Annotated in this window: 13 protein-coding genes and 7 tRNA genes; 2 read left to right on the top strand and 18 right to left on the bottom strand. The window is 54.6% G+C overall.

From position 1 onward, the window contains the following. Positions 1 to 66: 66 nt before the first annotated feature. The 6 genes from KGP22_RS06030 to miaB all read right to left on the bottom strand — a co-directional run bounded on the left by KGP22_RS06030 (position 67) and on the right by miaB (position 6,937). Positions 67 to 972: an amino acid ABC transporter substrate-binding protein gene (locus KGP22_RS06030; RefSeq protein WP_008501049.1), complete on the bottom strand. Its 906-nt coding sequence runs from the start codon at positions 970 to 972 to the stop codon at positions 67 to 69. 354 nt (positions 973 to 1,326) lie between these two features. Continuing rightward, positions 1,327 to 2,865, bottom strand: coding sequence for an apolipoprotein N-acyltransferase (gene lnt, locus KGP22_RS06035; protein ID WP_111964389.1), 1,539 nt, complete (start codon positions 2,863 to 2,865; stop codon positions 1,327 to 1,329). A gap of 5 nt (positions 2,866 to 2,870) precedes the next feature. Next, positions 2,871 to 3,749, bottom strand: a complete 879-nt coding sequence (corC, locus tag KGP22_RS06040) for a CNNM family magnesium/cobalt transport protein CorC (RefSeq protein WP_021242574.1) — start codon at positions 3,747 to 3,749, stop codon at positions 2,871 to 2,873. 89 nt (positions 3,750 to 3,838) lie between these two features. After that, the gene (gene ybeY, locus KGP22_RS06045; RefSeq protein ID WP_008501052.1) at positions 3,839 to 4,306 is read right to left on the bottom strand and encodes an rRNA maturation RNase YbeY; all 468 of its coding nucleotides are present in this window, start codon (positions 4,304 to 4,306) and stop codon (positions 3,839 to 3,841) included. Then, positions 4,303 to 5,349: a PhoH family protein gene (locus KGP22_RS06050; protein ID WP_008501053.1), complete on the bottom strand. Its 1,047-nt coding sequence runs from the start codon at positions 5,347 to 5,349 to the stop codon at positions 4,303 to 4,305. Before KGP22_RS06050 ends, ybeY begins: the two co-directional genes overlap by 4 nt. A 163-nt stretch (positions 5,350 to 5,512) precedes the next feature. Continuing rightward, positions 5,513 to 6,937, bottom strand: a complete 1,425-nt coding sequence (gene miaB, locus KGP22_RS06055) for a tRNA (N6-isopentenyl adenosine(37)-C2)-methylthiotransferase MiaB (RefSeq protein ID WP_111964387.1) — start codon at positions 6,935 to 6,937, stop codon at positions 5,513 to 5,515. Positions 6,938 to 7,072: 135 nt separating this feature from the next. Here miaB and ubiF point away from each other — a divergent pair, with 135 nt between their 5' ends. Further along, entirely contained in the window at positions 7,073 to 8,248 is a 1,176-nt protein-coding gene (ubiF, locus tag KGP22_RS06060) for a 3-demethoxyubiquinol 3-hydroxylase (RefSeq protein ID WP_223581590.1), read from the top strand. 98 nt (positions 8,249 to 8,346) lie between these two features. On the opposite strand, the gene KGP22_RS06065 is transcribed toward ubiF, so the two are convergent. From KGP22_RS06065 to nagB, 12 genes are all read right to left on the bottom strand, one after another. Then, positions 8,347 to 8,421, bottom strand: a tRNA-Gln gene (locus KGP22_RS06065). A 36-nt stretch (positions 8,422 to 8,457) separates the two neighbouring features. After that, positions 8,458 to 8,532 (bottom strand) — tRNA-Gln (locus KGP22_RS06070). A gap of 40 nt (positions 8,533 to 8,572) precedes the next feature. Beyond that, a tRNA-Met gene (locus KGP22_RS06075) sits at positions 8,573 to 8,649 on the bottom strand. Between the two features lie 17 nt (positions 8,650 to 8,666). Next, a tRNA-Gln gene (locus KGP22_RS06080) sits at positions 8,667 to 8,741 on the bottom strand. Positions 8,742 to 8,773: 32 nt separating this feature from the next. Next, positions 8,774 to 8,848 (bottom strand) — tRNA-Gln (locus tag KGP22_RS06085). 23 nt (positions 8,849 to 8,871) lie between these two features. After that, positions 8,872 to 8,956, bottom strand: a tRNA-Leu gene (locus tag KGP22_RS06090). Positions 8,957 to 8,964: 8 nt separating this feature from the next. Then, a tRNA-Met gene (locus tag KGP22_RS06095) sits at positions 8,965 to 9,041 on the bottom strand. 226 nt (positions 9,042 to 9,267) lie between these two features. Next, positions 9,268 to 10,932: an asparagine synthase B gene (gene asnB, locus KGP22_RS06100; RefSeq protein ID WP_010428626.1), complete on the bottom strand. Its 1,665-nt coding sequence runs from the start codon at positions 10,930 to 10,932 to the stop codon at positions 9,268 to 9,270. Between the two features lie 249 nt (positions 10,933 to 11,181). Further along, positions 11,182 to 11,934 carry a ribonucleotide monophosphatase NagD gene (gene nagD / locus KGP22_RS06105; protein ID WP_023310763.1) on the bottom strand — a complete coding sequence of 251 codons (753 nt, stop codon included), beginning with the start codon at positions 11,932 to 11,934 and terminating at the stop codon, positions 11,182 to 11,184. Between the two features lie 45 nt (positions 11,935 to 11,979). Further along, a complete protein-coding gene (locus KGP22_RS06110; RefSeq protein ID WP_021242995.1) occupies positions 11,980 to 13,200 on the bottom strand; it encodes an N-acetylglucosamine repressor in 1,221 nt (406 codons plus the stop codon). 8 nt (positions 13,201 to 13,208) lie between these two features. Further along, positions 13,209 to 14,357, bottom strand: a complete 1,149-nt coding sequence (nagA, locus tag KGP22_RS06115; protein WP_223581592.1) for an N-acetylglucosamine-6-phosphate deacetylase — start codon at positions 14,355 to 14,357, stop codon at positions 13,209 to 13,211. Positions 14,358 to 14,412: 55 nt separating this feature from the next. Then, complete coding sequence (gene nagB, locus KGP22_RS06120; RefSeq protein WP_013097568.1) at positions 14,413 to 15,213, bottom strand: glucosamine-6-phosphate deaminase; 801 nt, start codon at positions 15,211 to 15,213, stop codon at positions 14,413 to 14,415. 328 nt (positions 15,214 to 15,541) lie between these two features. On the opposite strand from nagB, the gene nagE reads away from it, so the two are divergent. Beyond that, positions 15,542 to 17,563 carry an N-acetylglucosamine-specific PTS transporter subunit IIBC gene (nagE, locus tag KGP22_RS06125; protein WP_111964384.1) on the top strand — a complete coding sequence of 674 codons (2,022 nt, stop codon included), beginning with the start codon at positions 15,542 to 15,544 and terminating at the stop codon, positions 17,561 to 17,563. Positions 17,564 to 17,652 lie beyond the last annotated feature (89 nt).

A 17,652-nucleotide genomic window follows, 5' to 3' on the forward strand; every position in this document is an offset into this window, starting at 1 on the left:
AACGTATAGTCTGTCCATGCTTCCCGACAATCGAGAGGGCAGGAGATCCCGCCCCTGTTGTTCTAATTAGTTAAGAGCCTTGTCATTTGGAGATTTGAACAGCGCTTTCATGTCGTCAGACAGTTCAAAATTCATGTTCAGGTTTTTCGGTGGAATCGGGTTCTTGAACCATTTGTCGAACCATTTTTCCGCTTCGCCGGAGGTCTGCACCTGAGCGATGGTGTCATCGATCAGCTTTTTAAACTGCGGATCGTCTTTACGCAGCATACAGCCGTAGGCTTCTTTCGACTGCGCGGTACCGACGATATCCCAGTTGTCTGGTTTTTTCGCTTTCGCACGCTCGCCCGCCAGCAGGGCGTCATCCATCATAAACGCGACGGCACGGCCGCTTTCCAGGGTACGGAAGGAGTCGCCATGGTCTTTCGCGCTGATGATGCGCATGTCCATTTTCTTCTCGTCGTTCAGCTTGTGGAGCAGCACTTCTGACGTGGTACCGGAGGTAACAACGACCGCTTTACCTTTCAGGTCAGCGAAGTCTTTGATCTCACCGCCTTTCTTCGTCAGCAGGCGGGTACCCACGACAAAGATGGTGTCAGAGAAAGCAGCCTGTTTCTGACGCTCCAGGTTGTTAGTGGTGGAGCCACACTCGAAGTCAAAGGTGCCGTTTTGCAGCAGTGGAATACGGTTCTGTGAAGTGATTGGGATCAGCTTCACCTGCAGGTCAGGTTTGTTCAGCTTTTTCTTCACGGCTTCAACGATGGCGTTGGAGTAATCCTGTGAATAGCCCACGACTTTTTGCGTGTTGTCGTAGTAAGAGAACGGGACAGAAGATTCACGGTGGCCGACCACGATAACGCCGTTTTTGGCAATCTTGTCGAGAGTACTGCCTGCTGCAGGCGCATCTTCAGCGTGAACCACGCCTGCAGACATTCCCATAACCAGCATTGCTGTGGCCAGTTTACGTAATTGCATACCCAACTCCTTTTTTATCAGCGCCAGTGACGCATTGATACCCATTGTGATGTTGTTATATCTCGCGCAATGCGAGTGCAGTGTTATGCAAGCTTGTTAACATTTAGTCTGGCTTAATGTAAAGATTTTGCTGCGTTATTGTTTATTTTTGCGAAGCGCGCCGCACCATTCAGAGGCAAATATCTCCCGTTGCACCGTTACGGTGCTGCCGGTGATCTACGCTGGTGCGACAAAGTTGCACGTTAAGCCAAACTGCGTTTACCTGAATAAACAAAGCAATAGGCGTGCCAGTTTTAAGATTTGGGAGGGATTGCCGGGTAAGGCGTAGCCGCCACCCGGCAACAGAAGGGAAGGTTATTTACGACGCTGGCGCAGGCTCATCAGCACCGCGCCAAAGCCGAATAGCGCGGTCAGGATCCACAGCGGCCAGTTGCCGGTGCGCGCATATGGCGTCAGGCCTGTGGTTGGCGTGACATTCGTGGTCAGCACCTCTCGGGTAAACTGCGGGATCATCGCCTGGATTTCACCCTGCGGACCAATCACAGCGGTGATGCCGTTGTTGGTGCTGCGCAGCAGCGGACGCGCCAGCTCCAGAGAGCGCATACGTGCCATCTGGAAGTGCTGCCACGGGCCGATAGACTTACCAAACCAGGCATCGTTGGAGATGGTCAGCAGATAGTCTGTATCAGGGCGGAAGTTATCGCGCACCTGCTCGCCGAGGATGATTTCGTAGCAGATAGCCGCCGTCAGGGCTGCGCCGTGCGCGTGCAGCTGAGGCTGTACGTACGGGCCGCGGCTGAAGGAGGACATCGGCAGGTCGAAGAACGGGGCCAGCGGGCGCAGAATCGACTCCAGCGGGACAAATTCACCGAACGGCACCAGATGGTTCTTGTTGTACCGGTCACTGGAGTGGTAGCTGTATTCGCTGTCTTTTCCGAGCGTAATGATGGTGTTGTAGGTGTCGTAGCGGTTCTGCTGATTCAGACGCGCATCGACAATCCCGGTGATTAGCGTGCTGCCACGAGAGAGCAGCAGGTCGTTCATCATGTTGAGGAACGGCTGCTGATTGATTTCCAGATCGGGAATGGCAGACTCCGGCCAGATAATCAGCTGCGATTTACCCATCACCTCTTCGGTGGCGTTGGCGTAGATCTTCAGCGTGTTCAGCAGCTCTTTCTCGTCCCACTTCATGGACTGCGGGATATTCCCCTGCACCATGGAAACCTGCATGGCGCGCGCGGGCTCAGGCGTGAACCACTGGATATAGCGCAGCGGGAAGGGAAGGGCGAACAGCACCAGCGCCATAACCAGCGGCTTCCAGCCGCGCGTGACCAGCGTCAGGACCAGCAGGCCGCTCACCACCATCAGCAGGAAGTTGATGGCCTCAACGCCCATTACCGGCGCCAGGCCTTTAAGCGGGCCGTCAATCTGACTGTAGCCGAACTGCAGCCACGGGAAGCCGGTCAGCACCCAGCCGCGCAGGAATTCCGTGATTTGCCAGACCACCGGTGCGGCAATGGCGACGCGCAGCCAGCTGGTTTTGGGCCACAGGCGAGAAAGGATGCCGGCGAACAGACCGGTATAGAGCGAGAGATACGCGGCGAGCAGTACCACCAGGAAGACGTTAACCGGGCCCGGCATACCGCCAAACTGGGCGATGCTGACGTAGACCCAGTTAATACCTGAGCCAAACAGCCCCAGTCCCCAGAAGTAGCCAATAGCGGCAGCCTGTACCGGACGACGATGCAGGGTCAGACCCTGAAGCCCCATCAGGGAGAGTATGGCCGCAGGCCAGATGTCGTAAGGAGAAAAAGCCAGCGTACCGCTGGCTCCGAGTAACAGCGCCAGCAGCAAACGGACGCGCTGGCGTTCAAGCAATGGGGCAAATGCCATTTACATTAATCTTCCAGTTTTGGCACCGGTGAGTCGTCCGGCGTTCTGACATGAACCTGTATAATACGTCGGCTGTCGGCCATTGCCACTTTGAACTGGTAACCGTCGATGTCAACGGTCTCACCGCGCGCAGGGAGGTGGCCAAAGGCCTGCATCACCAGCCCGCCAATGGTATCGACCTCTTCATCGCTGAAGTGGGTCCCGAAGGCGTCGTTGAAGTCCTCAATGGAGGCCAGCGCGCGCACGGTCCAGGTGTGGCGGCTGAGCTGACGGAAGTCGATATCCTCTTCTTCGTCGTACTCGTCTTCGATTTCGCCCACGATCAGCTCAAGAATATCCTCGATCGTGACCAGACCGGAGACGCCACCAAATTCATCAATAACAATCGCCATGTGGTAACGCTGAGAGCGAAACTCTTTCAGCATCCGATCCACACGTTTACTTTCCGGCACAACCACGGCCTGGCGTAACACTTTTTCCATGCTGAAGGCTTCGGCATCGCTGCGCATAAACGGCAGCAGATCTTTCGCCATTAAAATCCCTTCGATGTGATCTTTATCTTCGCTGATGACCGGGAAACGCGAGTGGGCGGATTCGATGATCACATCGAGGCACTCGTCCAGGGTCTGGTTACGTTTCAGGGTGATCATCTGCGAGCGGGGGATCATGATATCGCGAACGCGCTGGTCGGCGATGTCCATAACCCCTTCGAGCATTTCGCGCGTATCTTCGTCGATAAGGTCGTTCTGCCCGGAGTCACGAATCAGCTCCAGCAGTTCATCACGGTTTTTGGGTTCGCCGTGGAAAAGCTGGTTCAGAATGAGGGAGAAAAATCCCTTTTTACTGGTTGTCGTGTCGCTACTGTGTGAATTGTCGTCGCTCATGGCGTTTGTTAAGGGTTCTCTTGTTAGTTCAACGTTTACCGCCACGCGATATCCTTTCGTGGCGGCAGGGGAGTCAGTCAGGTGACGGACTATTCTTTCTCGGCAATGTACGGATCCTCATAGCCCAGAGCAAGCATTATCTCTGTCTCGAGGGACTCCATCTCTTCCGCTTCGTCATCTTCAATGTGATCGTAGCCGAGCAGATGCAGACTGCCGTGTACCACCATATGCGCCCAGTGGGCCTCAAGCGGCTTTTGCTGCTCTTTCGCTTCCTGTTCAACCACCTGACGGCAGATGATCAGATCGCCCAGCAGCGGCATCTCGATACCCGGCGGCGCTTCGAACGGGAAAGAGAGCACGTTGGTCGGCTTATCTTTCCCGCGATAGGTCAGGTTAAGCTCATGGCTTTCCGCTTCATCCACCAGGCGAATCGTAACTTCTGATTCTTCCTGAAACTGAGGAATAACGGCATCCAGCCATTTCTGAAACTGTGCCTCATCTGGCATGCCGGAATTGTCTTCACAGGCCAGCTGTAAATCGAGGATCACCTGACTCATTTCTGTTCTTGCTCCTGCGCTTCGCGCTTACGTTCTGCGGCCAGTTCGGCCTTACGCTTCTGATCCGCCTCTTCCCAGGCTTCATAGGCGTTTACGATACGCGCGACCACCGGGTGGCGTACCACGTCTTCACTGTGGAAGAAGTTAAAGCTGATTTCGTCGACCTCGGCCAGCACCTCGATGGCGTGGCGCAGGCCGGATTTGGTGCTGCGCGGCAGGTCGATCTGGGTGACGTCGCCGGTGATGACCGCTTTCGAGTTAAAGCCGATACGCGTCAGGAACATCTTCATCTGTTCGATGGTGGTGTTCTGGCTCTCATCGAGAATGATGAACGCATCGTTCAGCGTACGGCCGCGCATGTAGGCGAGCGGGGCAACTTCGATAACGTTACGCTCAATGAGCTTCTCGACCTTCTCAAAGCCCAGCATTTCGAACAGCGCATCGTATAAAGGACGCAGATACGGGTCGACCTTCTGGCTCAGATCGCCCGGCAGGAAGCCCAGCTTTTCGCCCGCTTCAACGGCCGGACGGGTCAGCAGAATTCGACGGATCTCCTGGCGTTCCAGCGCATCGACCGCCGCGGCAACGGCCAGATAGGTTTTACCCGTGCCCGCCGGCCCCACCCCGAAGGTGATGTCGTGGTCGAGGATATTGGCGATGTACTGTGCCTGGTTTGGCGTACGCGGCTTAATGACGCCACGTTTCGTCTTGATATTGATTGCCTTACCGTAGTCCGGAACGCTTTCCGCGCTTTGCTCAAGCACGCGCGCCTCTTTAATAGCGAGGTGAATTTGTTCCGGTTCGATATCCTGAATTTCGCCGCGCATGGGGGAGGTGTCGACATACAGGCTACGCAGAATGTCCGCAGCGGCATTGACGCAGATAGGGCGTCCGGTAAGTTTGAAATGATTATCGCGACGATTGATTTCGATACCCAGACGTCGCTCCAGTTGTTTGATGTTGTCATCAAACGGCCCACACAGGCTCAGCAGGCGAGCGTTGTCTGCTGGCTCAAGGCTAATTTCACGCGTATCTATGTTCAAACTGTTCCTCTTTGATTGGTTAACTGACCCGCTGCCACACGGCGTAATAAAACGGTCATTACCGAAATTATTCACGCCACAGAATAAAGGCGCAAGCGTTGCGGAAGATATTGGGGACGATGAGAGGAAATACAAGGCCTGCCGGAAGGGCAGGCCAGAAGGATTATGGCTGGTAAATCCCAACGCCAGAATCGTTTTCTTTGCGAGTACGAGAGATGACGGATTCCGGTGACTCGGCAATACGCAGGCCCATTTCATCCTCGGTGCGGACCACTTTCGCGCGCAGCGAGTTGGTCAGCACTTCGATAATCTCGACGTCCACGAATTTACCGATCATATCCGGAGTGCCTTCAAAGTTCACCACGCGGTTGTTTTCAGTACGACCGGACAGCTCCATAATGCTCTTACGGGAAGTGCCTTCCACCAGAATGCGCTGAACGGTGCCGAGCATGCGGCGGCTCCACGCGTTGGCCTGCTGGTTAATACGTTCCTGCAGAATATACAGACGTTGCTTTTTCTCTTCTTCCGGCACATCGTCAACCATATCGGCCGCCGGTGTCCCGGGACGCGCAGAGAAGATGAAGCTGTAGCTGACGTCAAAATTCACTTCGCCGATGAGCTTCATGGTGCGCTCGAAGTCATCAGCGGTTTCGCCAGGGAAGCCGACGATAAAGTCAGAGCTAATCTGGATATCCGGACGCGCTTCACGCAGCTTGCGAATGGTGGACTTATATTCCAGCACCGTATGCGGGCGGCCCATCAGGTTCAGCACGCGGTCAGAGCCGCACTGAATCGGCAGGTGCAGGAAGCTCACCAGCTCTGGCGTATCGCGATAGACGTCAATGATGTCATCGGTAAACTCCATCGGATGGCTGGTGGTAAAGCGAATGCGGTCGATGCCGTCAATCGCGGCCACCAGGCGCAGCAGCTCAGCAAAGCTGCCGGTGGTACCGTCGTAGTTTTCCCCGCGCCAGGCGTTAACGTTCTGGCCCAGCAGGTTAACTTCGCGAACGCCCTGCGCGGCAAGCTGTGCGATTTCAAACAGAATATCGTCTGCCGGACGGCTGACTTCTTCACCACGGGTGTAAGGCACCACGCAGTACGTGCAGTATTTGTTGCAGCCCTCCATGATGGAGACGAAGGCGGTTGGGCCATCGGCTCGCGGCTCTGGCAGACGGTCGAATTTTTCGATTTCCGGGAAGCTGACGTCAACGACCGGGCTACGGTTGCCGCGAACCTGATTGATCATCTCCGGCAGGCGGTGCAGGGTCTGAGGACCAAAGACAATATCCACATACGGGGCTCTCTGGCGGATCAGCTTGCCTTCCTGCGACGCGACGCAGCCGCCCACCCCGATGATCAGGTCCGGATTTTTTCGTTTGAGAAGTTTCCAGCGCCCTAATACGTGAAAGACTTTTTCCTGCGCTTTTTCACGAATCGAACAGGTGTTCAGCAGCAGCACGTCCGCTTCTTTCGCATTTTCAGTCAGCTGGTATCCGTGGGTGGTATCCAGCAGATCGGCCATCTTGGATGAATCGTATTCGTTCATCTGACAGCCCCAGGTTTTTATATGGAGTTTTTTAGTCATCGACTTGCTCAGCTCAGGATTGCAAGCCGCGTATTGTAATGCTTTGGTGGGGTTGTGACCAGTATGAAGGTTGTGTGTCTCAGGACCGCAAAAATCCGGTAAACTTAAGGGATTCTCCAATAAGGAAAATTGACCATGACACTCCTACACACCGAAGTTGCCGTTGTCGGCGGCGGTATGGTCGGCGGCGCGCTGGCGCTGGGGCTGGCGAAGCAGGGATTTGAGGTAACGATAATTGAACAGGCTGCTCCGCCGGCCTTCGATCCCGCTAGCAAACCTGATGTGCGCATATCCGCGATCAGCGCGGCGTCCGTCGATCTGCTGCGCGGGCTGGGCGTCTGGGAGGCGGTGCTGGAAATGCGCGCGCACCCCTATAGCCGTCTTGAAACCTGGGAGTGGGAAAATGCCCACGTCGCGTTTGATGCCGCTGAGCTGAAGCTGCCGCGCCTGGGCTATATGGTGGAAAACAACGTGCTCCAGCGGGCGCTCTGGCAGTCGCTGGAGGCGCATCCGCAGGTGACGCTGCGCGTGCCTGCGTCGCTTAAGGCGCTGCATCCTCACGAGAGTGGGTATTTACTGACGCTCGATAGCGGCGATGAGCTGGCCGTGAAGCTGGTCATTGGGGCGGACGGTGCTAACTCGCAGGTTAGACAGATGGCGGGAATTGGGATTCATGCCTGGCAGTATGAGCAGTCCTGCATGCTGATTACCGTCGAGTGCGAGAATGCACCGGGCGAGAGTACCTGGCAGCACTTTACCCCGAATGGCCCGCACGCCTTTTTACCGCTGTTCGATAACTGGGGATCGCTGGTGTGGTACGACAAACCGGCGCGCATTCGCCAGCTGCAGGGGCTTTCAATGGAGCAATTGCAGCGGGAAATCCGCCTGCACTTCCCGAGCCGTCTGGGCAACGTCACGCCGGTCGCTGCCGGGGCGCTCCCCCTCACGCGACGTCACGCTTTGCAGTATGCCCGTGAAGGGCTGGCGCTGGTGGGCGATGCGGCACACACCATTCATCCGCTGGCCGGGCAGGGGGTCAACCTGGGGTATCGTGATGTCGATGCGTTACTGGATGTGCTGGGCAGTGCCCGCGGACACGCGGAAAACTGGGCCAGCCATCAGGTCCTGAAGCGTTATCAGACGCGACGCATGGCGGATAACTTTATCATGCAGTCGGGGATGGATCTGTTCTATGCCGGGTTCAGCAATGATTTAGCCCCGGTGCGCATTCTGCGTAATCTTGGATTGATGGCAGCGGAGCGTGCCGGTGGTCTGAAGCGTCAGGCGCTGAAATACGCCCTGGGACTTTAATATTGATGCCCTCTCCCCGTGGGAGAGGGCATCAGGCTACTCGATTCTGAACAACAAAAACAAAAAAGCCCGCAGAGCGGGCTTTTTTGTTACTTAAGTGGCTGGGGTGCAGGGATTCGAACCCCGGAATGCTGGTATCAGAAACCAGAGCCTTACCGCTTGGCGACACCCCAATTGCGTTAAACAGACTGCTTAACGACTTTTTAAATTGGCTGGGGTACGAGGATTCGAACCTCGGAATGCCGGAATCAGAATCCGGTGCCTTACCGCTTGGCGATACCCCAACAATTTGTTTTGATTACCGAAAAATCGACAATCTTAATTTGGTGGCTACGACGGGATTCGAACCTGTGACCCCATCATTATGAGTGATGTGCTCTAACCAACTGAGCTACGTAGCCAGTACTGCAATCTTCGATGGCTGGGGTACCTGGATTCGAACCAGGGAATGCCGGTATCAAAAACCGGTGCCTTACCGCTTGGCGATACCCCAATACCGCGGAGAACCGCAAAATCGAAGAAGTATGGCTGGGGTACCTGGATTCGAACCAGGGAATGCCGGTATCAAAAACCGGTGCCTTACCGCTTGGCGATACCCCATCCGTGCAACGCTTACCCGGGAATGGTGCGGGAGGCGAGACTTGAACTCGCACACCTTGCGGCGCCAGAACCTAAATCTGGTGCGTCTACCAATTTCGCCACTCCCGCAAAAAAGATGGTGGCTACGACGGGATTCGAACCTGTGACCCCATCATTATGAGTGATGTGCTCTAACCAACTGAGCTACGTAGCCATCTTTTTTCGCGTTACCTTATCGGCGTTGCGGGGCGCATTATGCGTATAGACCCTTGCAGCGTCAACACCTTTTTCAACGAAAATAGCCGGAATGTGACTGTTTGGTTAGGTTGCGAACAGCGTGACCGAATATTCGGCAATTATTGGTTATTAATCAGATTTAGGCGGTGAAATGTGAGGCAAAAAAAACAGGCCCCTGAGGGGCCTGATTGCGATCTAGGTGATTATTTGTAGGCTGACTGGTGAACGCCTACCGCGCGTCCTGATGGATCGTTCATGGATTTGAACGATTCATCCCATTCAATCGCTTTGGCAGAAGAGCAGGCGACGGAAGGGCCACCCGGTACGCACTCCGCAGCACTCGGCACCGGGAACAATTCTTCAAAAATTTCACGGTAGAGATACGCTTCTTTCGAGCCCGGCGTGTTGTACGGGAAGCGGAAGCTTGCGGTTTCCAGCTGTTGATCAGAAACCTGTTTCGCCGCGACCTCTTTCAGGGTGTCGATCCAGCTATAGCCTACACCATCGGAGAACTGCTCTTTCTGACGCCATGCGACGCTCGCCGGCAGGTAGGATTCAAAACATTCGCGCAGGATATGTTTTTCCATTTTGCCGTTGCCGCACATCTTGTCCTGCGGGTTGATGCGCATTGCCACGTCGAGGAATTTCTTATCCAGGAACGGCACGCGTGCTTCTACGCCCCACGCCGACATTGCTTTGTTGGCACGCGCGCAGTCGAACATGTGCAACGCCTGCAGCTTACGCACGGTCTCTTCATGCAGCTCTTTAGCGTTTGGCGCTTTGTGGAAGTACAGGTAGCCGCCAAACACTTCGTCAGAACCTTCACCGGAGAGCACCATCTTGATGCCCATCGCCTTGATCTTACGCGACATCAGGTACATCGGCGTTGAGGCGCGGATGGTGGTCACGTCATAGGTTTCAATGTGATAGATCACATCGCGGATCGCATCCAGACCTTCCTGCACGGTGAAATGAATTTCGTGGTGCACGGTGCCGAGGTGGTTTGCCACTTCCTGCGCTGCTTTAAGGTCAGGAGCACCTTCCAGGCCCACGGCAAAAGAGTGCAGCTGTGGCCACCAGGCTTCTGAGCGCTCCTGATCCTCCACGCGACGAGCCGCAAATTTCTTGGTGATTGCCGAGATCACGGAGGAGTCCAGGCCGCCTGAGAGCAGCACGCCGTAAGGTACGTCTGACATCAGGTGGCTTTTCACGGAATCTTCCAGGGCCTGACGCAGCTCGGCTTTGTCCGTGACGTTGTCTTTTACCGCGTCGTAGTCGAACCAGTCACGCTGGTAATACTGACGGATCTCGCCGTCTTTGCTCCACAGATAGCTGCCTGCCGGGAACTCTTTAATGGTGCGGCAGACCGGTACCAGGGCTTTCATTTCAGAGGCAACGTAGAAGTTGCCGTGCTCATCGTGACCCATGTACAGCGGGATAATACCGATATGGTCACGGCCAATCAGGTAAGCGTCTTTTTCGCTGTCGTACAGGGCAAAGGCAAACATGCCCTGCAGGTCGTCCAGGAACTCGGGACCTTTCTCCTGATACAGCGCCAGGATCACTTCACAGTCAGAGCCGGTCTGGAATGCGTAGCGGTCGCCGTATTCGGCGCGCAGTGCCTGGTGGTTATAGATCTCACCGTTGACAGCCAGCGCGTGCGTTTTTTTCTCGTTATACAGCGGCTGTGCACCGGCGTTGACGTCAACAATAGACAGACGTTCGTGAGCCAGAATTGCTTTGTCACTGGCGTAAACGCCTGACCAGTCCGGGCCGCGATGGCGCATCAGGCGGGACAGTTCGAGTGCCTTTTTACGCAGTTCGCCCGCGTCAGTTTTAATATCCAGTACGCCAAAAATTGAACACATAACCTTCTCCGTTAACCCTGTTGCTTTGTAATGTTGCTTGCTTATGAAAATGCCGCAAAGGGGCAGGGCGCGCAAGCGTTTTACGGGTGAAAACGGAAATAGTGCAATAGTGATTGCAGAATAGTGAAAAAAGAGTACGCCATGAGTTCTTTTATTGATGATTATGCAATGAAATGTGCTTTTTGTTAGATGGAGTTTTATTTGTGTAGGCCATAAATGAAAAACCACGCCCTGAGGCGTGGTTCGGTATCAGATGATGTCAATTTCATCGACGGAGGGGTAAATCCAGCTCGGCCGGAACGGCATCGAATCAATGTCATCAAGTTGAGAGACGCCGGACAGGACCAGAATCGTCTCCAGACCCGCCTGGAAACCGGCCAGAATATCGGTGCGCAGGTTGTCGCCGACAATAACGGTTTCTTCAGAGTGGGCCTGCATCTTGTTGAGCGCGGCACGAATGATCCACGGGCTCGGTTTACCGACTACGAACGGCTGACGCCCTGAGATTTTCTCGATACCGGCGCAGAGCGCGCCGCAGGCCGGATAAAAACCACGGCCATGCGTATCCGGGTTGGTGGCGATAAAGCGCGCACCGCTGGCGACAAAGTATGCTGCTTTATGCATCATCTCCCAATTAAAGGAACGCGTCTCGCCGACAATCACAAAGTCCGGGTTCACGTCAGTGATGGTAAAGCCTGCTTTGTAGAGCTCGTGTATCAGCGCACCTTCACCCACCACGTAGGCTTTCTTTCCTTCCTGACGCTTCAGAAAATCCGCCGTGGCCATCGCCGAGGTATAAAACACGCTGTCCGGGACGTCGACGCCTGCGGTGGCAAAGCGGTTTGCCAGATCCTGACCGGTTTGAGAAGGGTAGTTCGTGAGCAGAACCAGTGGCATTCCTTTGTCGATGATGCGGTGAAGAAACTCCGCAGCACCCGGCACGGCAACGTTGTCGTGCATCAGCACGCCGTCGATATCACAAATTACGTTCTTAATGGTCATGGATATTCCGACATCAAAAAAAGAAGGCGTTACTATAAGGTTCGATCAGCTTTCCAGCAAATGCTGGAGCAGAATTCCGTTGAGCATGGCGCGTTTGACCAACGCGAACGCGCCAATCGCCGAGCGATGGTCAAGCTTTGAACGAACCACCGGAAGATTCTGGCGGAATGCTTTCAGCGCCTGGGTGTTAATACAGCCTTCAATCGCAGGGAGCAGAACCTTCTCCGCTTCCACAATTTCACCGGCGATCACCACTTTTTGTGGGTTAAACAGGTTAATGGCGATGGCGATGGTTTTCCCCAGATGACGTCCAACCTGCTCGATCACTTCGCAGGCCAGCGCGTCGCCTTTATTAGCGGCTTTGCAGATGGTGCCTATCTTGCAGTCGTCCAGCGTGACGCGGCTTTGATAACCCTGTTCAAGCAGATGGCGAACGCGCTGCTCGATGGCCGTGTTGGCGGCGATGGTTTCAAGGCAGCCAAAGTTGCCGCAGTGGCAGCGCTCCCCGAGAGGTTCAACCTGAATGTGGCCGATCTCTCCGACGTTACCGTTGCGCCCAATAAAAATCCGGCCGTTAGAGATAATGCCTGCACCCGTACCGCGGTGGACGCGCACCAGAATAGAGTCTTCACAGTCCTGGCTCGCACCAAAGTAGTGCTCTGCCAGCGCCAGAGAGCGGATGTCGTGACCCACAAAGCAGGTCACTTTAAAACGCTTTTCCAGCGCGTCGACCAGCCCCCAGTTTTCAACCTGAATGTGCGGCATATAGCGGATCACGCCGCTCTCCGGGTCGACCAGGCCGGGCAGAATCACGGAGATGGCAATGAGTTCGCGGATCTTGCGCTGACAGCTTTCAATAAACTGCGCGATGGTATTGAGCAGCGCATGTTCCAGCGTCTCCTGGGTGCGTTCCGGAAGAGGGTAGTGTTCTTCCGCAATGGCTTTACTGCTCAGATCGTACAGCGTGAGGGTAGTGTCATGGCGGCCCAGACGGACGCCAATTGCCTGAAAATTGCGGGTTTCGGTAATAATAGAGATGGCGCGGCGGCCCCCGGTGGAGGCCTGCTGATCGACTTCTTTGATCAGACCGCGCTCAATGAGCTGGCGGGTAATTTTTGTCACGCTGGCGGGAGCAAGCTGGCTTTGTTCGGCTATCTGAATCCGCGAGATGGGGCCGTGCTGGTCAATCAGGCGGTATACTGCCGCACTGTTAAGTTGTTTAACGAGATCGACATTACCGATTTGAGCTTGTCCGCCAGGTGTCATACTTTTACTTACTCAGTGACGACCTCGTTACCATTAACGATGGTCTTAATAATTTTATAATCGTGTGTGAATGCCGTCAGGTTTGCAACCATACCTGGTGCAATTCCGCCGAGCTGTTTATCCACGCCCATCGCGCGAGCCGGATACAGGGTTGCCATACGCAGGACTTCATCAAGCGCAATCCCGCAATGTTCCACCAGGTTACGCACCCCTTCAATCATGGTCAAAGAGGAACCGCTCAGCGTACCGTTTTCATCCACACACAGTCCATTGCGGTAGTATATTGTTTTACCGGCAAAAATGAACTGCTCAATATTTGCACCTGCCGGTGCGGTGGCATCCGTCACCAGACAAAGCTTGTCACCTTTCAGCCGCTTAGCGTTGCGAATGTTGGTGTAATCGACGTGTAAGCCGTCAGCAATAATGCCGCAGTAGACGTCTGGCTCATCCAGAATCGCCCCGACCAGACCCGGTTCACGGCCTGTGATATACGGCATGGCGTTGTAAAGGTGAGTTGCGAAAGTAATTCCCGCGCGGAAACCGGCTTTCGCTTCTTTTAGCGTTGCGTTTGAGTGGCCTGCTGAAACGATAATCCCGGCGGCGGCCAGCTTGCTGATGACATCCGTACCCGTCATTTCAGGCGCCAGCGTCACTTTGGTGATCACATCGGCGTTGGCACACATGTAGTCAACCAGCTCTGCATCAGGTTTACGCACGTAGTCCGGGTTATGCGTTCCTTTCTTGAGCATATTCAGCCATGGCCCTTCAAGGTGCAGACCTAGCGCCTGGTTAGGATGTTTGGCCAGGTATTCTCGCATCACGCGGATACCCTGCTTCATAAGGTCATCACTGCTGGTGATGAGCGTTGGCAGATAGCTGGTGCAGCCCGATTTCTCGTTGGCTTTCTGCATGATCTCCAGCGTTTCTACCGTCACCGCATCCGCGGTATCATTGAATTGTACACCGCCGCAGCCGTTGAGCTGCACGTCGATGAAACCGGGGGAGATTACTGCTCCATTGAGTGAGCGCTGTTCAATCTCCGGCGGCAGTTCTGCCAGCGGGCAAACACGTTCAATCAGGCCATCAGCGATAACAATCGCATGGTCATCCAGAATTTCATGGCCGGTATAAATCCGACCGTGGGTTAAAGCGTACATAACGACCCCCGGTTAAAAAAAGCGGCCGCCTCTTGATGAAGAGGCGGTTATTCAATTACAGACCTTTGATGTTCTCAGCTTCTAACTCGTTGAAGTACTTCAGCGTTTTAACCTTCAGCTCCATCGTGGACGGCTCGTCGCAGACGATGACTGATTTCGGATGCAGCTGCAGGCAGCTTATGGTCCACATATGGTTTACGTTGCCTTCAACGGCAGCCTGGAGCGCCTGGGCTTTCACGCTGCCCAGCACCAGAATCATCACTTCTTCAGCATCCAGCAGGGTGCCTACGCCTACGGTCAGGGCGTATTTTGGAACCTGGTTAACATCGCCGTCAAAGAAGCGGGAGTTTGCCACGCGCGTGTCATGGGTCAGCGTTTTAATACGGGTGCGGGAAGCCAGAGATGACGCCGGTTCGTTAAACGCGATGTGACCATCATTACCTACACCACCCATAAACAGGTGGATCTTACCGTAAGAACGGATTTTTTCTTCATACTGACGGCATTCTGCGTCAATATCAGGCGCGTTTCCATTCAGCAGGTTAATATTTTCAGCAGGAATATCAACGTGATCAAAGAAATTACGGTGCATAAAGCTATGGTAGCTTTCCGGGTGGTCTTTCGGTAAGCCAACGTATTCATCCATGTTGAATGTCACAACATGCTTGAAGCTAACCTGGCCTGCTTTATGCATCTCAACCAGCGCCTTGTAGGCGGTCAGCGGTGTGCCGCCTGTCGGAAGTCCAAGAACGAAAGGACGATCGGCAGTTGGTTTAAAGGCGTTGATACGGTTAACGATATGGCGAGCGGCCCATTTACCAACTTGTTCAGCAGTTGCCAGGGGAATCAGTCTCATTGTTCACCTCAAGAGTTAAAGTAGAAGAGTGGGCGGATAGCTATCGGAACCTGATACTTAAGCGTAACCTGGAAACTTTCAGGCCGGATCAATCCGTCTTGATTTTTTGAATGATAAAATAAGTTTTCACCGTTAGCCAGTGTAAGGGAGGGTTAATAACGATATTTGGTGACAAAAATCACAAAAAGTACGCGTTTAATTTGCGATGCGAATTAATTTTTCACACACTCACAATGCCAGTGAAGCATCAACTGTATCTATAGTTCGTGACACAATAAAAAACAGAGCTGAGAACATGCCTTAAACGGGGTCTCATAGGGGGAAGAAAGTGAGTATTCTAGGTTATTTACAAAAGGTTGGCCGCGCACTTATGGTGCCGGTCGCCACGCTGCCTGCCGCAGCCATCCTGATGGGTGTCGGCTACTGGATCGACCCCAACGGCTGGGGTAATACCAGCGCGCTGGCGGCGTTCTTTATCAAGTCAGGTTCCGCCATTATCGACAATATGTCCGTGTTGTTCGCGATTGGTGTGGCTTACGGTATGTCCAAAGACAAAGACGGTGCCGCTGCGCTGACCGGTTTTGTCGGTTTCCTCGTCTTAACCACTCTCTGCTCACCTGCAGCAGTGGCCATGATCCAAAAAATTCCGGCGGACCAGGTTCCGGCGGCATTCGGTAAGATCAGCAACCAGTTTGTCGGTATCCTTGTGGGTATCATCTCTGCCGAACTGTATAACCGCTTCAGCAGCGTAGAGCTGCCAAAAGCGCTCTCCTTCTTTAGCGGCCGCCGTCTGGTCCCTATCCTGACCTCGTTTGTGATGATCGTTGTCGCGTTCATCATGATGTACGTCTGGCCGATGATTTTCGACGGTCTGGTGAACTTCGGTGAGCACATCCAGAAACTGGGTTCTGTCGGTGCGGGCGTGTACGCGTTCTTCAACCGTCTGCTGATCCCGGTTGGTCTGCACCACGCGCTGAACTCCGTGTTCTGGTTCGACGTTGCCGGTATTAACGATATCCCTAACTTCCTGGGTGGTGCACAGTCCATCGAAGCAGGTAAAGCGGTTGTCGGTATCACCGGTCGTTACCAGGCGGGCTTCTTCCCGATCATGATGTTTGGTCTGCCGGGTGCTGCGCTGGCTATCTACCACTGCGCGCGTCCAGAGAATAAAGCGAAAGTGCTGGGTATCATGATGGCGGGCGCGTTCGCGGCCTTCTTCACCGGTATCACCGAGCCGCTGGAGTTCTCCTTCATGTTCGTGGCGCCGGTTCTGTATGTGATCCACGCCGTGCTGACCGGTATCTCCGTGTTCATCGCTGCCAGCATGCAGTGGATTGCCGGTTTCGGCTTCAGCGCCGGTCTGGTGGATATGGTGCTTTCGTCCCGTAACCCGCTGGCGACCCACTGGTGGATGCTGATCCCGCAAGGTCTGGTGTTCTTCGCGATCTACTACGTAGTGTTCCGTTTCACTATCACCAAATTTAACCTCATGACACCGGGTCGTGAACTGGCCGTGGCCGGTAGCGAAGCGGATGGTCAGGATGTGAACGTGAGCGGTGCTCAGGACCAGGACGTTTCAGGTCTGGCGCGTCAGTACATCGCCGCAGTAGGCGGTTCTGACAACCTGACCGGTATCGATGCCTGTATCACTCGCCTGCGTCTGAACGTCAAAGACTCTTCCCTGGTGAACGAAGCGCTGGCCAAACGTCTGGGCGCGTCCGGTGTTATCCGCCTGAACAAAACCAGCGTGCAGATTATCGTTGGCTTTGTGGCAGAGAAAATTGCTAATGCCATGAAAACTACCGGCCCGGTAGCCGCAGCAGAAGCTTCTGTCGCACCTGCCGCCGCGCCAGCGGCTGCAAAACCGCAGGCGGTACCCAACGCCAAAACGATAGCCGCGCTGGTTTCACCGGTAACCGGTGAAGTCGTTGCGATTGAGCAGGTGCCTGACGAAGCCTTCGCCAGCAAAGCGGTCGGTGACGGTGTGGCGGTGAAACCAACGGACAAAACCGTTGTGTCTCCGGCTGCCGGTACCATCGTGAAAATCTTCAACACCAACCATGCGTTCTGCCTCGAAACCGAAAATGGCGCGGAGATCGTTGTCCATATGGGTATCGATACCGTTGCGCTGAACGGCCAGGGCTTTACTCGTCTGGTGGAAGAGGGCGCTGAAGTGGTGGCTGGGCAGCCGATTCTGGAAATGGATCTGGACTTCCTGAACGCCAACGCGCGCTCCATGATAAGTCCGGTCGTTTGCAGCAACATCGACGACTTCAGCGGCCTGGTCATTCAGGCGAAAGGTCAGGTTGTTGCGGGTCAAACACCGCTGTACGAGATTAAAGGCAAGTAATCGCTCCTGAGTAGAGTCATGCCTTAAGCGGCGGGGGAGATCCTCCGCCGCTTTTTTTTGCAGCAAATGCCCCCATTATTTTCTTCAGA

The organism is Enterobacter sp. JBIWA005 (assembly GCF_019968805.1).
GTDB classification, from domain to species: domain Bacteria; phylum Pseudomonadota; class Gammaproteobacteria; order Enterobacterales; family Enterobacteriaceae; genus Enterobacter; species Enterobacter vonholyi.